4 protein-coding genes are annotated in these 19,245 nt (G+C 72.5%); all 4 read right to left on the bottom strand.

Annotated features, from left to right (window positions below):
- The coding region (locus AMK33_RS31195; protein ID WP_143203880.1) for a lonely Cys domain-containing protein at nt 1-14,931 on the bottom strand (14,931 nt) is incomplete at its 3' end.
- Nucleotides 14,932-15,279 (bottom strand): hypothetical protein, encoded by a 348-nt coding sequence (locus AMK33_RS31190; protein WP_073936363.1) that lies wholly within the window; start codon nt 15,277-15,279, stop codon nt 14,932-14,934. It lies immediately after the preceding gene.
- Between the two features lie 2 nt (nt 15,280-15,281).
- A complete protein-coding gene (locus AMK33_RS31185; protein WP_073936362.1) occupies nt 15,282-15,794 on the bottom strand; it encodes a YbaB/EbfC family nucleoid-associated protein in 513 nt (170 codons plus the stop codon).
- Nucleotides 15,795-15,810: 16 nt separating this feature from the next.
- The gene (locus tag AMK33_RS42560) at nt 15,811-19,236 is read right to left on the bottom strand and encodes an AAWKG family protein (protein WP_073936361.1); all 3,426 of its coding nucleotides are present in this window, start codon (nt 19,234-19,236) and stop codon (nt 15,811-15,813) included.
- Between the last annotated feature and the right edge of the window lie 9 nt (nt 19,237-19,245).

The following is a 19,245-nucleotide window of genomic DNA, read 5'->3' as shown; positions in this document are numbered from 1 at the left end:
CGGCTTCGGGTCCGGCTTCGGGGTCGGCTTCGGGGTCGGGTCGGTCGGTAGGGCCAGTTGGTAGTGGCGGTTGTCGAGGTTCAGGACCACGTGTGCGCCGGAGTGGGTGGGTGGGCCGACGAGTGTCCGGAGGTTGCCGGTGTCCGACGGGTCCTCGGGGGCGAAGTCCTGGAAGCCGCCGGTGCCGTCGACCACCGTGACGCGCACGCCGAAGGCGCGGGCGGCGAGCAGCGGGAGCAGGTCCGCCGCGCCGTGGTTCCAGCCGGTCTCCGACGGGGCGTCGCCCCGCCGGAGGAGTTGGATGACGGCCAGTTCGGCCCGTACCTCGGGGGCCAGATCGGCGACGTGCGGGATCAGACCGCCGAGGCCGTCGAACTCGCGGCGTGCGGGGGTGTCCGTCCCGAGGTCCAGGCCCGCCGCGGCGATCTCCTCCGCGCTGAAGGTGTCGGTGTGGTCGGGTGCGACGGCGGCCAGCAGCTCCTCGTCGGCGTGGTCGGTGAGCCAGGAGGCCATCCTCCGGCGCAGGTCGGCCATGGCCCGCGGATCGGCGAGGTCGATCCCTTGCGTGGCCAGCAACCCCGGGGCGGCGCGTTCGAGGCCGAGGGCGAGCGCGCGGAAGAAGGCGTCGCCGTCCTCCGGTACGTCCTGGAGCGTGTACGTCTCGTCCGTGGGGGACGTGAGGACGGTGACCGGTCCCTGGACGGTCCTGGTGTAGCGGGGCGGGGCCGGGGGTTTGACCACGGGTGCCTTGGGCGGGGCCTGGTAGGTCACCGCGGGCGGCTCGGCGAGACCGTCCAGTTCCTCCCGGCCCTCCGCGGTGGCCGCGAGCCGGTGCCAACGGGTGAGCTGGTCCGCCCCGGACCGTACCCGGTGGTACTCCGCCGCGGCCTTCTCCGCAGTGTCCCTGAGGGCGTCCAGCTCGGCACGCCGGGCCTCGAAGGCGTCGCGTGCCGCGTCCCGGCGGGTGGTGGCGTCGTCGAGGTCCCGGCCGGGCGCTCGCGCGGACAGCAGGGCCGCGTCGAGCCGCGCGTCGGCCGCCGCCTTCTCGGTGCGCGCGGTCTCCAGCCGCAGATCGGCCGCCCTCCGCAGTTTCCCGGCGGTCTCCCGTGCGTCGGCCAGGCGGGCCAGAGCGGCGTCCTCCTCCTCCCGCAGGACCTCCGCCCAGCCGTCGTGCTCGGGTGCGGAGCCGTACGCGTTCTCGGCGAACGCGTCGACTTCGGCCTGCGCGGCGGCCACGGACCTGTCCGCGTGGTCGTGGTCGCGGCGCGCGTCGGTCTCGGCCCGGCGCAGGGCGGTGTCCGCGGTGTCGACGTCGTCCCGGGCCAGATCGACCGGGCGCATGGCCGCGCGGGTGACCCGGACCGCTCGGTCGAGGGCGGCCTGCGCGGTGTCGAGGTCCGCGCGCAGCCCGCCGGAGGCACGCCGCTTCTTCCAGTAGGCCTTGTCGGCGTCGACCCACGCCTTGCTCGCGCTCCCGACCGCGTCCCACGCCTTCGAGACGCGTTCGGGGAAGTTCGTGTCGGTGACGATCCGCAGTTCGCGGGCGACGTCCTCCCGGATCCAGGTGACGACGTACGCCTCGGACCTCATCGCCTGCGGACCCGATCGGGCCTTGGCGAAGGTCCCGCCCCGGATCCGGTTCGCGGGCTTCGAGTCCAGGATGCCGCGGTGCACGTCGCCGACGCCGATCCAGGTGGCCGGTACGGCGAAGAGGAAGGACCGGCCCGTCGTGGGCTTGAGGTTGCGCGAGGTCAGGTGGTCGTCCCCGACCGGCATGCCGTCGCCGTCGAGGTCGTTGGGGCCGGGGCCGGAGGCTCCGATCTGGTTGAGACCCGCGTTGTGGGGAGAGTCGTACAGGAAGCCGCCGCCGAGGCTCGAGGACTGGCTGTGCTCGACGGACGACGACGTGCCGGCGTTGTCCCCGTACCGTCTGAGCACCTCCAGCTTCTTGCCGTCGGCGACCGTCAGCAGCCGCGCGCGGCTGAAGTCGGGTGCCGAGCGCAGTGACAGCTGTCCGGTGTCGGTGCCCAGGAGGGACTTCTCGGTCAGCCCCGCCACCTGGTAGCCGCCCGGTTCGGTGGTGCGCGGGAAGAACGCCGTGACCGCCGTGGAGCTGGTGCCGTCCTCCAGCGCCTGCGCCGAGCCGGTGCCGAGGCGGGTCAGCCCGGTCTCCCTGGTCCTGCGGAGGAGTTCGGTGAGGGCGGCGTCGTCGGGACCGTTCTCGGCCTCCAGGGTATGGAGGGGGAAGCCGACGTCGTACGCCTTGGTGAGGAGGAGCTCGCCGGCCGTGCGGATGTTCTCGATGCCGATGATCCCGCGGGGGTGCATGCCGTTCTCGGGGAAGGTGAACGGCCGTACGACACCGTCCCCGTCCCGGACCGTCAGTTCCTTCACCGCCTCGGCGGGGGACACCGGCCGGGGCGGACCGGCCAGGGCGGGGTCGGCCGCCGGGTCGGGCGCGGGCAGCAGCCGGCCGGTCCCCTCGTCCTCCCCCGACCGCACCGGCTCCATCAGGCTGAGCGGCACGTGCTCGCGCAGCTCGCCGACGTCGCCCTCCTCGACGATGCGCAGCCGGCCCCGGAAGCGGTCGAGGGCCGTGGACTTCCCCTCCGCCGGCTCCGTGTCGGCCGGCGCGCCGGTGTTCGGGGTGTCGTCGGCCTCCAGGGTGATGCGCATCCGGTACGGGGTGACGATCTCCGCGTGCGGTTCGGTGGACGCCGCCCGGTAGATCGTGACGGTGGTGACCGTGTGGCTGGACGAGACCGTCTTCCGGTTCGAGCCGCCCTCGGTGTACGTGGGTCCGGCGGCCGGGACCTGGGTGTTGCCGGTGTACACCATCTGGCTGGTCAGCAGGCCCATGTCCGCTCCGGAGGAGGACTCCGAGTTCTGCTGGGCGATCTCGATGGCCCGCCGGTTCTCCTCCAGTTCCGCGCTGTGGTCGAGTCCCTCGAACACGGGTGTCCCCGGGATCAGCTCGACGCGCACCCGCACCTGCCGGCTGCCGATCCGGATGCTGTCCCAGCCCCAGCCTCCGGCCTTGACCGGCGTCGACGGGGCGGTGGTCGTCATCTCCCCCTTCAGCGCCCGGGTGGCGCGGGCCGTCACCAGCTGCCGGACCCGTTCCCGGCTCTCTTCGTCGAGCCCCAGTCTCCCGATCCGCCTGTCGAACGCGAGCAGTGCGTCGGTGGGGTCCAGCGGGTTCACCGCGTACGTGCCGAAGGCGGTGCCGCGCATCCAGGGCTGCGGTGCCCAGAGCTGATCCGTGTAACGGGGGACGTCGCCCATGCCGTCCTCGATCAGCTTCATCCGGTGGGCGCTCTTCTCCGGCAGGTGCCCCAGCAGTCCGCCCCGGCCGGTCAGCGCGGTCCCCGCCGCTCCGGCGAAGAGGTTCGGCACGAAGGCCCTGGCCGCCGCGGCCGTTCCGATCCGGCCGGTGCCCAGCCGGCTGGTGAACAGCGCGAACCAGTGCTGCACGTCGCCGGTCACCAGCACCTGGTGGGTGAAGCCCTTGCGGTTCATGTCCGCGACGACCGTGCGCACGACGCTGCGGCTCTGCGTGTGGGACGTCGACACGGGGTTGGCGACGAGACCGTACGCGCCCATGAGGCCGTGGCCCGGGTTCTGGGCGACGGAATAGACGAGCTGGCCGCCGAAGACGAAGCTGGTGCTGTTGCTGGTCTTGCCGCCCGCCTGGCGGGTGGCGCCGAGCGTCATCTCGGTGTCCATGGACATCGACGGGGTGAGGGCCCGCAGGTTCCCGACCGTCGTGGCGTACCGGAAGGTCCCCCACAGCTCGCCGTACGGCCCCTTGCCCAGCAGGCCGCTGCCCACCAGGCCCAGCGGCCCCGAACTCTGGTCGAAGCCCGAGGCCAGGGACTGGGGGGTGAAGGAGCGGACGATCGCGTCCCGGGTGGCGGCGCCCTCCTTCGTCAGGTGCCAGGCGTCGCCCGACGCCTCCCCCAGGACCCGGTCCACCTCCGCGAGGAGGACGGGTGACACCACCATGTTCACTATGACGAACGGGTGCTGCCGGAAGTCCTCGAACTGCTTCGTCCCGCGGTCGGCGAGCCGTCCGGCGGGCTGGCTCGCGTCGGGGCCCGTGGGCAGCACGAGGTCGCCCTTGGCCAGGGCGAGGGCGACCTCGGTGGTCATGTGCGTGGGGTCGGACTCCTCGGACAGGTAGGGGTTGAGCGCCCCGTCCGCGTGCGGGTCCGCGTCGGGGGTGTGCTGGACGGGGACGCCGATGAGCACCTGCCCGGTCCTCGGGCCGCCGCCCCGCAGGTGGCCCAGCGGCGTCCGGCCGAAGAGCACGTTGACCGGCTCGTCCAGGACCAGCAGACCCGGCAGCCCGAGGCCTAGACCGCGGATCAGGCCGCGGGGCCGCCAGTAGCCGCTCATGGACGCGGTGAGGGACAGGTCGTAGCGGTACAGGTGGGTGGGCTGGTTGCTCACCGACATCGGCTCGTTGGTGACGGTCGAGCCGAAGCCGGTCTCCGTCTCCCATTGCCAGCCCCCGCGTGCGCCCAGGGTCAGCCCGAGCGTGTTCCGGGGCAGGCCCGCGAGGTCGTCGACGCTGTTGTCACGGCCCGAGAACGTGCCCTCGAAGCCCAGCTCCAGGCCTCGCTTCGCGCTTGTCTGGCCGTCGATCCGGTCGACGCCCTGGGCGCTGAAGCGCATGCCCTCGCTGTCGTCCCTGCCCTCGTACCGCCGTCCGGTCAGCGTTCCGTGCACCCGGACGGTGTAGTAGGTCTGTCCGACGGTGTCGGGATCGGTGAGTCTGATCGGCAGGCCGACCGTGGTCAGCCCCTCCAGGTTCGCGGTGACGTTCTGCTGGGACAGCACGCCGAGGACCTGCAGGGTGTTCTGGAGCGCGATCCGGTACTTGACGGGGTCGGTCCACCGGGGCGGCATGGGCAGGCTCTGGGCCGCCCGGAGCACCCGGTCGGGATCGCGTTCGAGCAGTTCGCCCAGGCGGGCGCGCCAGCCCTTCGGCAGGTTCGGCGGCAGCAGCTGGTCGAGGGGCACCACCAGCCCTTGGCGCAGGTTCGAGATGGCGTCGACCACGCCGTCGGCGAACGCGTCCAGCAGGGTGCGGCCGATGCCGTCCGCCGCGTCCGGTGTGACACGGGTGCGCCGGCCGTCGTCGAAGGCGAACTCCTTCACCCGGTGCATGCCCAGGGTGCGCGGCCGGTCCACGGTCAGATAGGCGGGCACGAACGGCGGGGCGACACCGTTGCGCAGGGCGAGTGTGGTCCCGTCGTCCCATCCGGCCAGCCGCCGCGCCTCGGAGCTGGTCATCCGGTCCAGGCTCCACGTGAGGAAGCGCGTCGGCGGTGTGTTGTCACCGGACTGCCGCACCCGCACCGACTTCATGACCAGGTAGAGGGCGGTCCTGGGGCCCTTCACCTGTCCGGCCGACTTCAGGGTGCCGGCCGCGCCGAGCCCGACCGACCAGGTCTTCGCGAACGAGGCATGGAGGGTCGGTCCGAACTGGAGCCGCAGGTCGAAGGGGGCCGTGCCGGGGTCGTGGAAGTTGAAGGCGGGTCCGGCGACGGCCTGCAGCAGCAGGCTTCTGCCGTGGGCCCGGCTCCGTTCGCTGCGGACCGTCGAGGTGTTGATGTCCCGCATCTCGGCCTGGTCGGTCTCCCCGACGAGTACCGCCGAAATCGGAATCAGTTCCTCCACCACGAAGGTGCCCAGCGGTGACTTCTTCTTGTCGTCGGCGAACAGCTGCGGGGTGAAGATGCGGCCGCGCGCCATCGTGCCGCCGTGCCGCTGGAAGCTGTCGCCGGAGAAGAAGCTGTCCAGCTCGGTGTAGGCCGAACTGCCGGGCAGGGCTCCGATCCGGGCGGCCGCCCAGTCACGGATCGCCGCGACGGGGCCGAAGCCCTCGATACGGACGAGGCGGTACTGGGAGTCGCGGTCCAGGGTCATCGTCCGGGGGATCCGGCCCGGCTTCGGGATCTTGGTCACGCTGTCGGGCAGACGCACGCGCAGGCCGTTGCGGATGCCGAAGGCGAACCGGGCGGGCGGGACCGGTGCGACATCGGTACCGGTCTCGGTCTCGGTCCTGGTCCTGGTCCTGCCCCTGGTCTTGTCGTTCGTACGGGTGCCGGTGCCCGTGATGTCCCGTCCGGCGGCGTCCGTGACGCGCATCTCGTAGTGGATGTCGTCCAGGTACGCCCGCGACTTGTCCAGCGTCCGGGTCTCCATCTGGTTCATGCGCTGGTCGGTCAGGGTGTAGCCGACCTTGTCGATGAAGCCGAACCGCACGGCGAGCCGGCCGAAGCCGCCGAACGCCGCGCTGCCCGCCGGGCCGATCGGTCCGCCGAGACCGTACTGGGAGTTGGCCTGCATGTTCTTGGTCAGCCCGAAGGCCGCGGCCGCCCGGTGCATGCTGTCGATCTTCGTCGAGTCGCCGACGCCGTCATCGAACGGGGCCCAGTTGCCGTGGTGACGCGCTCTGACCCACAGGACGCGCTTCTTTCCGTCCGCGTTGACGTACGGGAAGGGGCGTCCCTTGCCGTCCGCCAGCGTCTTCGGCTTGTCCCGGAGCGTCTGCCGCACGTCGTCCAGCAGCCGTACGCCGTCCTTGGGCCGGGCCTCCGGCCGGATCCCCAGTTCGCGGTCGATGGCGTCCAGGGCCTGTTCGTAGCCCCGCAGGACGACCGTGCTCTGGCCGAAGGTGCTCGGATTGGCGAGGAGTTGTTCGAGCTCGGCGGGAGACAGGTCGGGCGGCAGCAGCGACCGGAGGTCGTCGACGTACGCGGGCATCCGCCTGCCGTCCTCGAACCGGGCCGGGGTGCGGCGTGCCGGCGGGGGCCCCATGGCGGGGTCGAGGCGCGGGGCGTTCGAAGACGGCGGATCCGACTCCTCGGGGGAAGGGGGGCCGGGAGGGGCGCCGGTCTCGCCCCCGGCCGTGACCGTGGTGGGCGGTAGGGGGGTGTTCGCCGGGGACGCGGAGGCCGGAAGGACGGCCGACCAGTCGTCGGTCCGCTGACGCCGGCCGTCCGCCAGGGGAAGCAGGGAGAGGACGTGCGGCCTCGACGGGTCGCTCGGTGCGAACAGCCCCGTGGGTCCCGGTGAGGTCCACACACCGCGGGCGGTCCCGGCGCCGACGAGGGCTCGCCGGTCGGTGGCCTGCGGGTCCGTCGGGGTCGGGGTCGGGGTCGTGGAGGCGAGGACGATGCCGGCCTTGGGCGGGAAGCCGTTCAGCGTCGGGTCCACCGCGAGCAGTTCGGCGATCTCCTCGTAGGGGATCTCGGCGCGGAATCCACCGGGCAGCTCCATGGTGAAGTGGTCAGGACCGGCCTCGCCCCGCACCAGGAACGGGGCGGGCTTGGTGGTGTCGGTGGTCCACGGCATCTTCGCCCGGCGCAGCGGACGGTGGCCGCCGTCCGGGGTGGCCGCCATGACGAGGGCGGTGTTGACGTCCACCGCCGCACCCGGCGGACCCGGCGCCCAGTTCCGGCCGGCCGGGGCGCCCGAGTCGTCGGACAGCAGGGTGTCCGGCGCGAGGGCGCCCAGGGTCTCCAGGTGGAACGCGCCCAGCGCGACCGGGTCGTCCACGTCGACGCCGACGGCCGCCGCGCGCGCCACCAGGTCCAGGAGGTCGGACAGCCGGGACGGGTCCGGCCGGTCCAGGTGCAGCACCCTGCCGGTGAGGGCGACCGGGTCGGGGGTCCTGCTCTCCCACTCCAGGGTCTTCACGGTCGCCCAGAAGAACCGGGCCCGCTCGGGCGCCCCGATGACCGTCCGGTCCGGGTCCAGCCCCAGGAACCGGGCGGCCTCGTCGTTCACCTCCTCGTCCGTGAGACCGTCCAGCCCTTCGGCCACGGTGGTCACGTGCGGCAGGGTCACGAAGTCGGTGAGCACGGCACCGGGGTCCAGGCGCACGGCGTCGGCGGCCCTGGCCAGCAGGTCCCGGTAGGCGTCGGGTCCCGGCTCGCCGTCCGGGTCGCCGTGTTCCGTCGCGCGGATCTCGCGGGCCGCGCGCTCGAACAGGTCCAGGCCGAACGGCACGGCGTCGCGCAGCACCGGGTCGGCGGCACGCATGGACTCCAGCGCGCCGATGCCCGCGAGGAGTTCGCCGTAGCGGCTGTCGTCCTCGATCGCCGGCCCGAACGTCAGCCGCAGCGCGCGCACCAGCCGCAGCGTCCGCTCACGGACCTCCTCCGAAGCCGGCCCCACCGGATCGGTGTGCAGGCCGGCGCCGCGCGCACGGTCGTCGAGCGCGGCATCGTCGGGTTCCGGCCGGTGCTCCACCCACTTGCCGCGCCGCCCCCGTGAATCCGTGAGGATGAAGTGGGAGACCCGGCCGTCGTCCCACTGCCTGAAGCCGACCTCCTGGGTGGCGCCGTAGACGGTCCGGCCGGTCTCGTTGGCCACGTGCTGGCTCTGGCCGATGTCGGCCAACGGGTCGGGGACGAACGTGTCCGTGACCAGTTTGCGCTCGCGGGTGAGGCTCGGCGGTGTCGCGGCGAAGCACTCCTGCATCACGACGGCGTGGTCCTTGGGGAGCCGCGCCAGGCTCGGACGGCGCCGGAGCATGCCGCCCACCGCCCGCTCCCGTTTCCGGTGGCGGGGGTTCGACCGGGTCGGCAGCGCCGTCTCACCGGGCATACCGTGCGCGGCGAAGACGTACACCGGCTTGCCGGCGAACGGAACCGGCTCGTCGTCCTTGGTCCACGTCCCGTCCTGCCGGTTGACGTGGTAGAGCTCGGTCGCCGTCGCCGAGTGCCGGATCCCCGGCAGCAGTCGCACGCGTTCGCCGTCCTCGAACACGGCCCTGCCGATCGGCCCCTGGTCGGTGACGATGGTGTGGGACTGCAGGTCCTGTTCCCAGAAGGGGGCGTGGGCGGACTCCGCGGGGTCGGGCAGCAGGCCGGGAGAGCTGCGGATCCAGTCGGTGCGGTCACTGCCCCGGCCGCTCCGCAGCGGCACGACGTACGGGTGGGAGGCGTTCTGGTCCGGGCCTTCGGCGACGTCCACGTCCCCGTTGGCCGCCCAGACGTCCCTGCCGGTCCGGTCCGCCGCCCGCCGCGGCAGTTCCAGGCCTCCTCCGCCGGCGTCGGAGACGAGCAGCAGTACCGGCACGTCCGCCGGGAGCCCGCTCAGCTCGGTGTCGAGGGCGAGCAGTTCGGCGAACACGTCGAGGGGTACCTCGCGCGGGGCGCCGTCGTGGCCGCGCACGACGACATGGTCACGGTTGCCGTCCGCACGCACGACGTAGGGTTCCGGGCCGCCGGGCCGGTGCCAGGGCGCGGGCTCCACCTCGTCGCGTGACAGGGTGCCGTCGGTCCGGGGTCCGGTCCTTCCCGTACGGGTGAGGTCCAGGTCGTCGGTCCCGCCCTTGCCCCGGGTCCAGTCGCGGCCGCGGGGGCGTCCGTCGAGACCGGTGGTCATGGCGTGGGTGGGTGACAGCACGCCCTGGCGGTGGAGGTGGAGTGCGGCGAGGGCGGCCAGGCTGCCCGCCGGTTCCGCCGTCTGTGCCGTGGCCAGCCCCAGCAGCCGGCTGCGCTGCACGTCGGTCACCGGATCGGCGTGGTCCAGGAGCAGGACCCGGCGGGCCACGGCGTCCAGGTCGAGCGGGCCGGACTCCAGCAGGGGGTCGTTCCGGCGGAGCCGGTCGAGGCGCGCGAGCCCTTCGAGGAAGTCCGGGTACAGGGGGTTCGACGTGACGGCGGGACCGTAGATGTCCGCCAGCAGTTCCCGGTACCCGGCTTCCTCCGGGGCCGGCTCCTCCGTCCGGTCCCCGTCCACGCCGTCGTCCTGGCGGTCCGGCAACGGGGTGTCGAAGCCGTCCAGCACGCCGTCCAGGTTCGGCAACGGCGTGTCGAGGCCCCCGACCGGTCCGGGATCGAGAAGGTCGGCGAGCGCGGCGGGCGGCTCGGGCGGGGCCTCGGTCCCGTGGCGGTCCGCGAAGGTGACGTCGTCCACTCCGGTGTCGCCGGTGCCGGGCGCGGCGAGGTCGCCGGGCCGGACGGCCGCCCAGTCGGCCGCCGCGGGACGCCCCGGCGCGCTGGGCAGGAGGGAGGGGACGTACGGCCGGGACGGCCCGGTCGGGGCCAGGCTCACGCTGCCCTGCGAGGCCCATACGGTACGGCCGGTCCCGGCGCTGACGACGGCCCGCGGATCGGTGTCCGGGGTGCCGCCGCCGGCCGGCCCGGTGGCGGCCGCCGGGGCCGCCTTCGGGACTGCCAGGACGACGTCCGTGGTGTCCTGCGGGCGGGTGTTGAGCACCGGGTCGCGGGCCAGCAGTTCGGCGACCTCGTCGTAGGGCACCCGGGCGCGGAAGCCGCCGGGCAGAGTCATGAGGAGGTGGTCCCGGCCGCCGCCCGCCCACACCAGGTAGGCCGGTGATCCGCCGGGGGCGCTCCACGGCGGGCGTTCCTGGCCCACGGCCCGGTAGCCGCCGCCCTGCTGCGGGGCGGCGACGACGACACGGTCGGTGAGCGTGGTCGTGGCCGCGTTCGGCGGGGACGGGGACCAGCGCCGCCCGGTCGGCACGCCGCCCGGGTCGAGCAGCTGGGTCTGCGGCGCGAGAGCGCCCAGGGTCTCCAGGTGGAACGCGCCCAGTTCGGTCGGGTTGTCCACGTCGACGCCGACGGCCGCCGCCTGGGCGACCAGGTCGAGCAGCTCGGGCCGCCGGGCCGGATCGGGCCGGTCCAGGTGCAGGATCCTGCCGGTGAGGGCGTCCGGGTCGGGGGTCCTGCTCTCCCACTCCAGGGCCTTGACCGTCGCCCAGAACAGCCGGGCCCGCTCGGCGTCCCCGACGCCCGTCGGGCCGTCGGGGAGCCGCAGGACGCGGGCGGCCTCGGTGTCCAGGTCCTGGTCCGGGAGACCGCCGAGACGCTGTGCGGCGGCGGTGACGTGGGGCAGGGCGACGAAGTCGGAGAGCACGGTGCCCGGCCGGCGGCGTACGGCGTCGGCGGCATCGGTGAGCAGGTCCCGGTAGGCGTCGGGGCCGGTGTCACCCGGCCGGCGGGCGTGGGCCGCTCGTTCGAACAGGTCCATGGAGAACGGGCCGAGGTCACCCAGCGCCGGGTCGGCCGCCCGCATGGTCTCCAGCGCGCCGATCCCGGCGAGGAGATCGCCGTACCGGCTGTCGTCCTCGATCGCCGCGCCGAAGGTCAGCCGCAGCGCGCGGACCAGCCGCAGGGTCCGTTCGCGGGTGGCGTCCGTGACCGGCTGCCCGGGGTCCGCGTGCAGGCCCGCCGCGCGGGCGCGGTCGTCGAGCAGGTCACCGGCGGGCTCCGGCCGGTGCTCCACCCACTTGCCGCGCCGCCCCCGCGAGTCCGTGTAGAGGCGGTGGACGAACTTCCCGTCCGGCAGCGTCGCGAAGCTGACCATGTGGGTGCCGCCGTACGCCGTGCGCCCGGTCTCGTTGGCGACGTGCTGGCTCTCGCTGACGACCGCCAGCGGGTCGGGGACGAAGGTGTCGTCGATGCCCCTGCGGGTACGGACCACACCCGGCGGCCCGGCACTGGAGCACGCCTCCATCAGTACGGCGTGGTCCTTGGGGAGCTGTGCCAGGCTCGGACGCCGCTTGAGCATCCCGCCGGTCTCCCGCTGCCGGGTGTGGTGCCTCGGGTCCGCCGTGGTCGGCACCCGGGTCGCGCCGGGCCGGGCGTGGGCGCTGAAGACGTACACCGGCTTGCCGGCGAACGGGACCGGCTCGTCGTCCTTGACCGCGTCCTTGGTGACCGGGTTGTAGTGCCACAGCTCCGACGACTCCGTCGCGAGCTTCAGCGCCGCGATCCGGCGCGGGGCCTCGGAATCCTCGAACACGCCTCTGCCGATGGTCACGCCCCCGTCGCCGACGACGCTGTGCGACAGCACCTCGCGCTCCCACTCCGGCGCGTTCTCGCGCTCCGCCGGGTCGAGCACCTGGCCGGGGGTGCTGCGGATCCAGTCGGCGCGCGGCAGCCCCTCCCCGTACAGCAGGGAGACGACGTACGGCTGCGACGGGTCGCGCTGCGGGGAGACCTTCACGGTGCCGTTGGCCGACCAGACGTCCCGGCCGATCCGGTCCGCGGCCTGGCGCGGCAGCTCCAGTCCGCGGGCGCCGGCGTCGGGGACGAGCAGCACCACGGGGGTGTCCGGGGGCAGCGCGGCGAGCCGGGGGTCGCGGGCCAGCAGTTCGGCGAACACGTCGAGAGGCACCTGGCGCGGGGCGCCGTCGTAGCCGCGTACGACGATCCGCTGGTGGTCGCCCTCCGCCATGACGACGTACGGCTTCGGCTCACCGGGCCGGTGCCAGGGCGCGGACTGTACGTCGCCGCGCCCCAGGGCGCCGTCGGGCTGCCGGACCACCTTCCCCACCTCGGTGAGGTCGAGGTCGGGGATCGTGGCGTTCGTCCAGTTGCGGCCCCACACGCCGCCGTCGTCGGCGGTCAGCGCCTGGGTGGAGGACAGCACGCCGCGGAGTTCCAGGTGGAAGGCGGCCAGGGCGGCCAGACTGCCCGCCGACTCCACCTCCGGGGCCATCGCCACCCGGAACAGCTCGCCGCGCTGCGCGTCGGTCACCGGATGGGCGGGGTCCAGGAGCAGCACCTGGCGGGTCACGGCGTCCAGGTCGAGCGGGCCGTCACGGAGCGCGGGAACGGCCTGCCGGAGCTGGTCGAGGTGTGCGAGGGTGTCGCGGAGGGCGGGGTGGAGGGGGTTCGTCGCGATCGCGGGACCGAACACGTCCGTCAGCAGCCGGTCGTACAGCGCCTCGGTGGCCGGGTCCGACTCGGGTCCGGAATCGAAGTCGATTTCGGACGCGTCCTGGTCGTCCTCCCAGTCCATGATCATGTCGACCGAGTCCGGGGAACCGGGCGCGGAGGACTCCCCGGTCGGGACCCCGTCCGGTGCCCGGGAGCTGAGCGGTGTCTCGTCGACGGTGACGGGCTGGGTGTGCGGCATCTCGCGGGAGACGACCGGGGTGGGCTCCGCCGTGGAGCCGGTGGTGGCCGGCAGCTCCTCGGACTCGGTCCGCACCGGCCGGTAGGGCTGCGGGGCGTCGGACGTGGTCCGGGTCTCGGCCTTCGGCACCGCGGAGGACGAGCGGGACCGCTCGGACTCCTCGGACGCGGGGGTGCGGACGTCGTCCGGGGCGACCGTGTCCGGGGCCGACGGCTCGGCGGTGACCACCGGTTCGCCGGACGGTGTGGTCTGGGGCCGTGTCTGCGGGGCGGTGTTCGGCGAGGCGTGGCCCGGGGACGTGGTGGTCGACGGGGTGGGCGCGGTGGGGGTCGCGAGGGGCGCCTGCGGGTTCGGCTGTCGCTGCCCGTCGGAGGTGAACCGGGTCGTGTCGTCGTCCGTCGACCGCTGTCGTTCGGTCCCCTCCGGTGTGAAGTCGCTGCCACCGGTCCGGGCCGGGAGCGGCTGCGGGACGGAGGAGCCGACGGTGGTGGGCCTGTTGACCGGCAGGGTGTTGTCCGTGTCGGCGGTCCAGCCGGTCCCCGGGGTCCTGGTCACCGACGGGTTGAGGGTGGAGAAGACGGTGTCGGTGTCCGGGTCGTCCACGAGGGAGTCCCGGTAGGCGTCGTCGTACGCGTTCGACGGGGGGGTGTAGTACGACGGCTTGACCGCGCCCGTCGCCCCCGGGAGTCCGTACGCGTTGACGTTGTCGCCGACGCCGTAGTCCGGGAGGGACGAGAAGGAGGACACGGAGGAGACCGACGAGACGTCGCTGGTGTCGCTGAAGACCGACGCGGTGTCGCTGGTGTCGCTGAAGACCGACGCGGTGTCGCTGGTGTCGCCGACGGAGGAGACGGAGTCGTCGTCGTACGTGTCGTCGTAGGTGTTCCGGTACGTACCGCTGCTCGTGTACGGGTCGTTGTACGTGTCACCGGCCGTGCCGTCGTGGAGGTCCTGGTACGTGCTCCCGCCGTCGTACGGGTTGTCGTACCGGTTCTCGTACTCGTACCGGTTCTGGCTTCCGCTCCCGTCACCGTACCGATTGCCGCCGCCCGGCAGGTCGTTGACGTCGTCGGAGCCGAAGTCGATGTTCTGGAAGTAGTTCTTGTAGACGAACTTCCCGCCGAACTCCGCTCCGGTGGAGGCCGCTTCGAAGATCAGGCCGCTGAGGCCGGCGCTCAGGAACGTGCCGGGGTTGAGGGTGAACGTGCCCAGGAAGATGAGGCCGGTGAAGGCCTCGGCGAAGGTTTCCGCCTGCCCCTCGTTGATGAAGCTGAACGGGAGCTCGGAGAATTCCTTCCAGAAGTTGTTGTTCCTGAAGTACTTGTTGATGAACTTTCCGCCGATTTCTCCGAAGATGCCTCCGAAGAGCCCCGCGAACGCGCCGGCGACCGCCGACTGGCCGATGTCCGTCCAGTCGAACTTGTCGCGCCGGCGCTCCGGGTCGTCCGGCGCGGTCATGGAGATGAGCTGCGAGGCGAACGCGACGAACGCCTCCTGGATCGCCTCCAGCAGCACCGAGAGCGGCGTGGGGATGGCCCGTCCCAGCCGCTGGAGGATCAACAGGATGGTGAGCGCGGTGCGTGCCTTCTGGATGGCGATCTCGGTGAGCGACGTACCACCGGTGAAGACCGCCAGCGCGGCGATCAGGGCCAGCTCGATGTTCATCAGGATGAACTCGATGAGGATCTGGTACTTCGCCTCGGACAGCTTGATGGAACGGTTCACCTGCTGGGCGCCCAGGTCCCGGAGTTCGTCGGAGAACTTCTGCAGGTGGTTCTGGCCGTTGTCGTCGACGAAGAGCTTCATCGCCGCGACGAACTCGTCGGCGATCCGCGGCGGGAGCGAGTTCCCGGCGGTGGAGATCGCCCCCTTCATCGCGTCGGACAGGTCCCTGACGTCGTCGGCCAGCCGTTTGTAGGGGTTACGGCTGTCGAAGCCCCGGTCCTCGTTGCCGGTGGCGACGTTCGCGCCCACGTAGACCTCGATGAACTCCCGCAGGCCGGGCGGGAACATGATGGCCATTCAGCGCCTGTTCTCGCTCTCCGAGCCGTGCGCCTCGATGTCCTCCACCGCCTGGGTCTGCGGCCGCTGCACGTGGTCGGCCTCCGCGGCGACCGCGTCGACCAGCGCCATGAACCCGCTGGTGATGGACAGGACCGTGTCCGCCACCTGCTGCTGCTCGCGCCGGACCTGCTCGCCGACCGCGTTGGCGAACTCGTCGTCGCCGCCCTCCTCGCCCCACCAGCCCGAGTACTGCGCGCAGCCGGTCTCGAACCGGGGCAGCATCTCGTCGCCGTAGCGGACGGCGTCGGCGAGGTGCCTGGAACCCTGCAGGATCGCCTGGATGTCGGCGGAATAGTTGCCGGCCATGGTCACGCTCCCCCCTGTCGTTCCCGTCGTCCGTCGCCCGCGGCGCGGGCCGCCCTGGGCGGGGCCGCGGGTTCCTCGTCGTCCTCGACGATCTCGTCGCGGAGCCTGCTCATCGCCGTGGGCCCCTTCGTCACGGAGGTCTCGTCGATCAGCGAGCCGAAGACGGCCCCCCAGTCGACGCCCATCCGGTCCGGGGCGGCACCGCGCGCGGTCATCCTGGTGATCGGGTCGAGCAGGTCGACGACCCGGCGGGCCATCTCGGCCCGCGCCGTGTTCGCGGCCTCCAGCACCGCCGCGGAGAGCTGGGCGGCGGCCATGGTCCGGTACTTGCCGTCGAGGAACTCCAGGCTGGTCAGCTCGCCCTTCGCGCCGACGGAGACCCGCACCGACCGGTCCGCCGAACGCGCGGTGGCCGACGCCGTGTCCAGCTCGGCCCGTGCCGAGGCCGCGGCCTCCTCCGCCGCCTTGAGGTGGGCCATCGCCCGGGCCACTCGGTCCTCCATCGGCTGACTCATCCAGGTCCCCTTCCCCTCAGCGCCCCAGGGCCTGCGGCGCGCCGCCCTCGTCGGTGCCCCAGACGTCCTCGTCCTCGGCCAGCCACGTGGTCCGTTCCCTGTCCCCGCTCTCCGTCTGCGGCCTGTCCCCCGCCCCGCCCATGCCTCCCATGGGCGGCATGAAGGGCGTGCTGCTGCTGGTCTGCGTGGACCTGGGGACGACGCGGTGCTCCTCGTCGACGGCCTGTGCGGCGGCGGCCGTACGGCCGGAGCGGCCGACCGTGGGCTCGATGACGGTCCTGGTGCGCTCGCCGGAGTTGCCGCCGGCCTCGCCGCCGCCCGCGCCGCGCATCATCGGCGGGTACATCCCCGGCGAGCCCGCTCCCGTGCCGGTGCCGTCGGCGGAGGCGCCCGCCAGGGCGTCGCTGCTCTGCGGCCGTCCGAGCGCCGAGGCGAGGTCGTCCTGGTTGTAGAGGTTGTCGTTGAACACGGAGGAGTACGCGGAGCCGGCCGAGCCCGTGGAGCCGCCCGCGTTGTAGGCGGAGAGGTCGGGGGGCTCCGGGAGGTCGGCGATGCGCTGCCGGATCAGCTCGTCGATGTCCTTCTCGTCGGCGGTGATCCGGTCGTACTCGGCCTGGATGTCGGCCATGCGCTGGTCGTACTCGGCCTTGGCGTCCTTGCGCGCCTGTTCGGCCTCGGTGCGCGCCTCTTCGCGTTCCGCCTGGGCGTCGGCCTTCGCCTGGTCGTACTCGTTCCTGGCGTCGGCCTCGGCGGCGTCCGCCCGTTCGAGGGCCTCCCGTTCGGCGGCGTCGATCTCCGCGATCCGCCGGTCGTACTCCTCGCGGGCCTCGTTCTCGTCGGTGCCGGCGGCGATCTCACGCTCGTACTCCTGGCGTGCCTCCGCGCGTTCCTGCTCGGCGTCCGCCCGTGCCTGGTCCCGCTGTTCCTGGGCCTCGGCCTTCTCCTGCTCGTACTCCTGTCGCGCCGCCGCCTCCTGGCGGTCGGCGTCCTGGAGGGCGGCGTCGCGCTCGGCGCGGGCCTCGGCCTTCTCCTGTTCGTAGTCGGCCTGCGCGTCGGCCTTGGCGTTCTCGGCGTCCAGCCTGGCCTGCTGCCTCTCCTGGAGGGCCTCGCGGCGGGCCTCCTCCTGCTGGGCCTCCGCCCTGGCCTGCGCGTCGGCCTGGTCCTGCTTGACGGCTTCCCGCTCGGCGTCCGCCTCGGCCCTGGCGGCTTCCTGCTCGCGCTCCGCCTCGGCCCTGGCGGCCGCCTGTTCCTGCTTCGCCTCGGCCTGCGCGGCCTCCTGCTCGGCCTTGGCCTCCGCCTTCTCCTTCTCGGCCTCCGCCTTGGCCGCCTCCTGCTCGCGCTTGGCCTCTTCCTTGGCGGCCTCCTGCTCGGCCTTCGCCTCCGCCTTCTCCTTCTCGGCCTCCGCCTTGGCCGCCTCCTGCTCGCGCTTGGCCTCTTCCTTGGCGGCCTCCTGCTCCGCCTTGGCCTCCGCCTTCTCCTTCGCCGCCTCTTCCTTGGCGGCCTCCTGCTCGGCCTTGGCCTCGGCGCGGTCGGCTTCGGCCTGGGCCGCGGCCCGCTCCCGTTCCTTCTTCGCCTCGTCCTGAGCCTTCTGGTTCTGCGCGAGGACGAACGCCTGCTGTTGCTGGGCCTCCGCCTTGGCGGCCTCCTGTTCGGCCTTGGCCTCCGCCTTCTCGCGCTCCTGCTCGGCCTTGGCCTCGGCCTTCTCCTTCTCGGCCTCCGCCTTGGCGGCCTCCTGCTCGGCCTTGGCCTCCGCCTTCTCGCGCTCCTGCTCGGCCTTGGCCTCGGCCTTCTCCTTCTCGGCCTCCGCCTTGGCGGCCTCCTGCTCGGCCTTGGCCTCCGCCTTCTCGCGGTCCCGCTCGGCCTTCGCCTCGGCCTTCTCCTTCTCGGCCTCCGCCTTGGCGGCCTCCTGCTCGGCCTTGGCCTCCGCCTTCTCGCGGTCCCGCTCGGCCTTCGCCTCCGCCTTCTCCTTCTCGGCCTCCGCCTTCGCCTCGGCCTTCTCCCGCTCGGCCTCGGCCTTCTCGCGGTCCCGCTCGGCCTTCGCCTCCGCCTTCTCCTTCTCGGCCTCCGCCTTCGCCTCGGCCTTCTCCCGCTCCGCTTCGGCCTTGGCGGCCGCCGCTTCGGCCTCCGCCTTCTTCTTCTCGGCGTCGGCCTCCTCCTTGGCGGAGATCTCGGAGAGAGGACGGTCGTCCCTGTCGGTGATGCTGGTGTCGAACGCCTTCTCGGCTTCCTTGAACGCCTTGTTGATGGCCACGATGGCCTCGGCGCCCTTCGTGCTGAGCCAGTCCTGCACGGACTGCTCCCACCGGCGCACCGCCTCGTCGGCGATCGCCTTCCACGTGGTCATGTCGCTCGGCTTGCCGTACGACTTCTCCCCGATGACGATCTCGTTCCGGAAGCCGGCGGTCGACACCACGTAGTTGTGCCAGGTCGTGTACGGCCCGGAGCCACTGGACACCGTGTCGATGTCCGTCTTGTCGAACTGGGTGTCGAAGAGCTTCAGCCGGGCGTCCTGCAGCATGTCGTAGAGCCAGCGCTGCGGATTGCTCTCGGCCCTCCACGCCACCCAGGCGTCCCGCAGTTTCTGCGCCTGGGCGCGGACGACGCCCTGGGCCGCGGCCAGTGCCCGGGCCGGCTCGGACCTCACCATCACCATGTCGATGGTGGTCCCGAGGCCCTCGCTGCCCTTGCCGTCGAGCTGGTCGGCGTACCCCTCGTAGTTCCGGGCCAGCTTGTGGATGAGCTCCTTGAAGATGGCGGCCGACGTGCCGTCCCAGGAGTCGCTGCCCTCTCCGATGTTCTCGGTGTCCCACTTGCCGATGGTGACCGCGCTGTCCTCGAAGAACTTGACGACCCGGTCGAACGCCTGGGCCGTCTTCGTGAAGGTGAGCAGATCGACGTAGGCGCCGTCGCCCACCTTGATGCCGCGGTTCTCGAATCCGTGGGTGGAGTAGGGCCACATCGTCAACTGGTCGAGGGCGGCCTTGGAACCGTAGATGTACTGGACCAGGGCGCTGGTGTCCCAGTCGAGCTTCTCGCCCTCGCTGTTCGAGCCGCCCTTGTCCATCAGGACCTTGCTGGTCTTCTCGAATTTCGCGATCACGTCCTCGCCGCTCGGCGGCGCGGTCGAGGGCGTGGCGAGGAAGGTGATGTACACGCGGTACTGGTAGAGGTAGCTGCCTTCGGAGACGTCCGTGCCGTTTCCGGCCGGCTGGTAGTACGGAATGGTGTAGTTGGTGTTGTGGGTGCCCCAACCGCCCGAGGACAGGAAACCCGACGAATAGCCCGGACCGCCCTCGTCCTCCACCCGGACATGGATCATCGGGATGCCGTCGTTGCCCTTGAGGGTGTCGAACAACGTCTTCCGCTCCGGCAGAACGTAGCCGGTGAGCAGGTCGACTGCTTTCTTCCAGTAGTCGTCGTTGTTGTCCTCGGGGTTGGCCATCGCCGAACT

Origin of the sequence: Streptomyces sp. CB02400 (assembly GCF_001905725.1) — a bacterium.
GTDB lineage: Bacteria > Actinomycetota > Actinomycetes > Streptomycetales > Streptomycetaceae > Streptomyces > Streptomyces atrovirens.
Note: the sequence above shows the minus strand (reverse complement) of the source record. Positions and strands in the feature narration are given on the sequence as shown.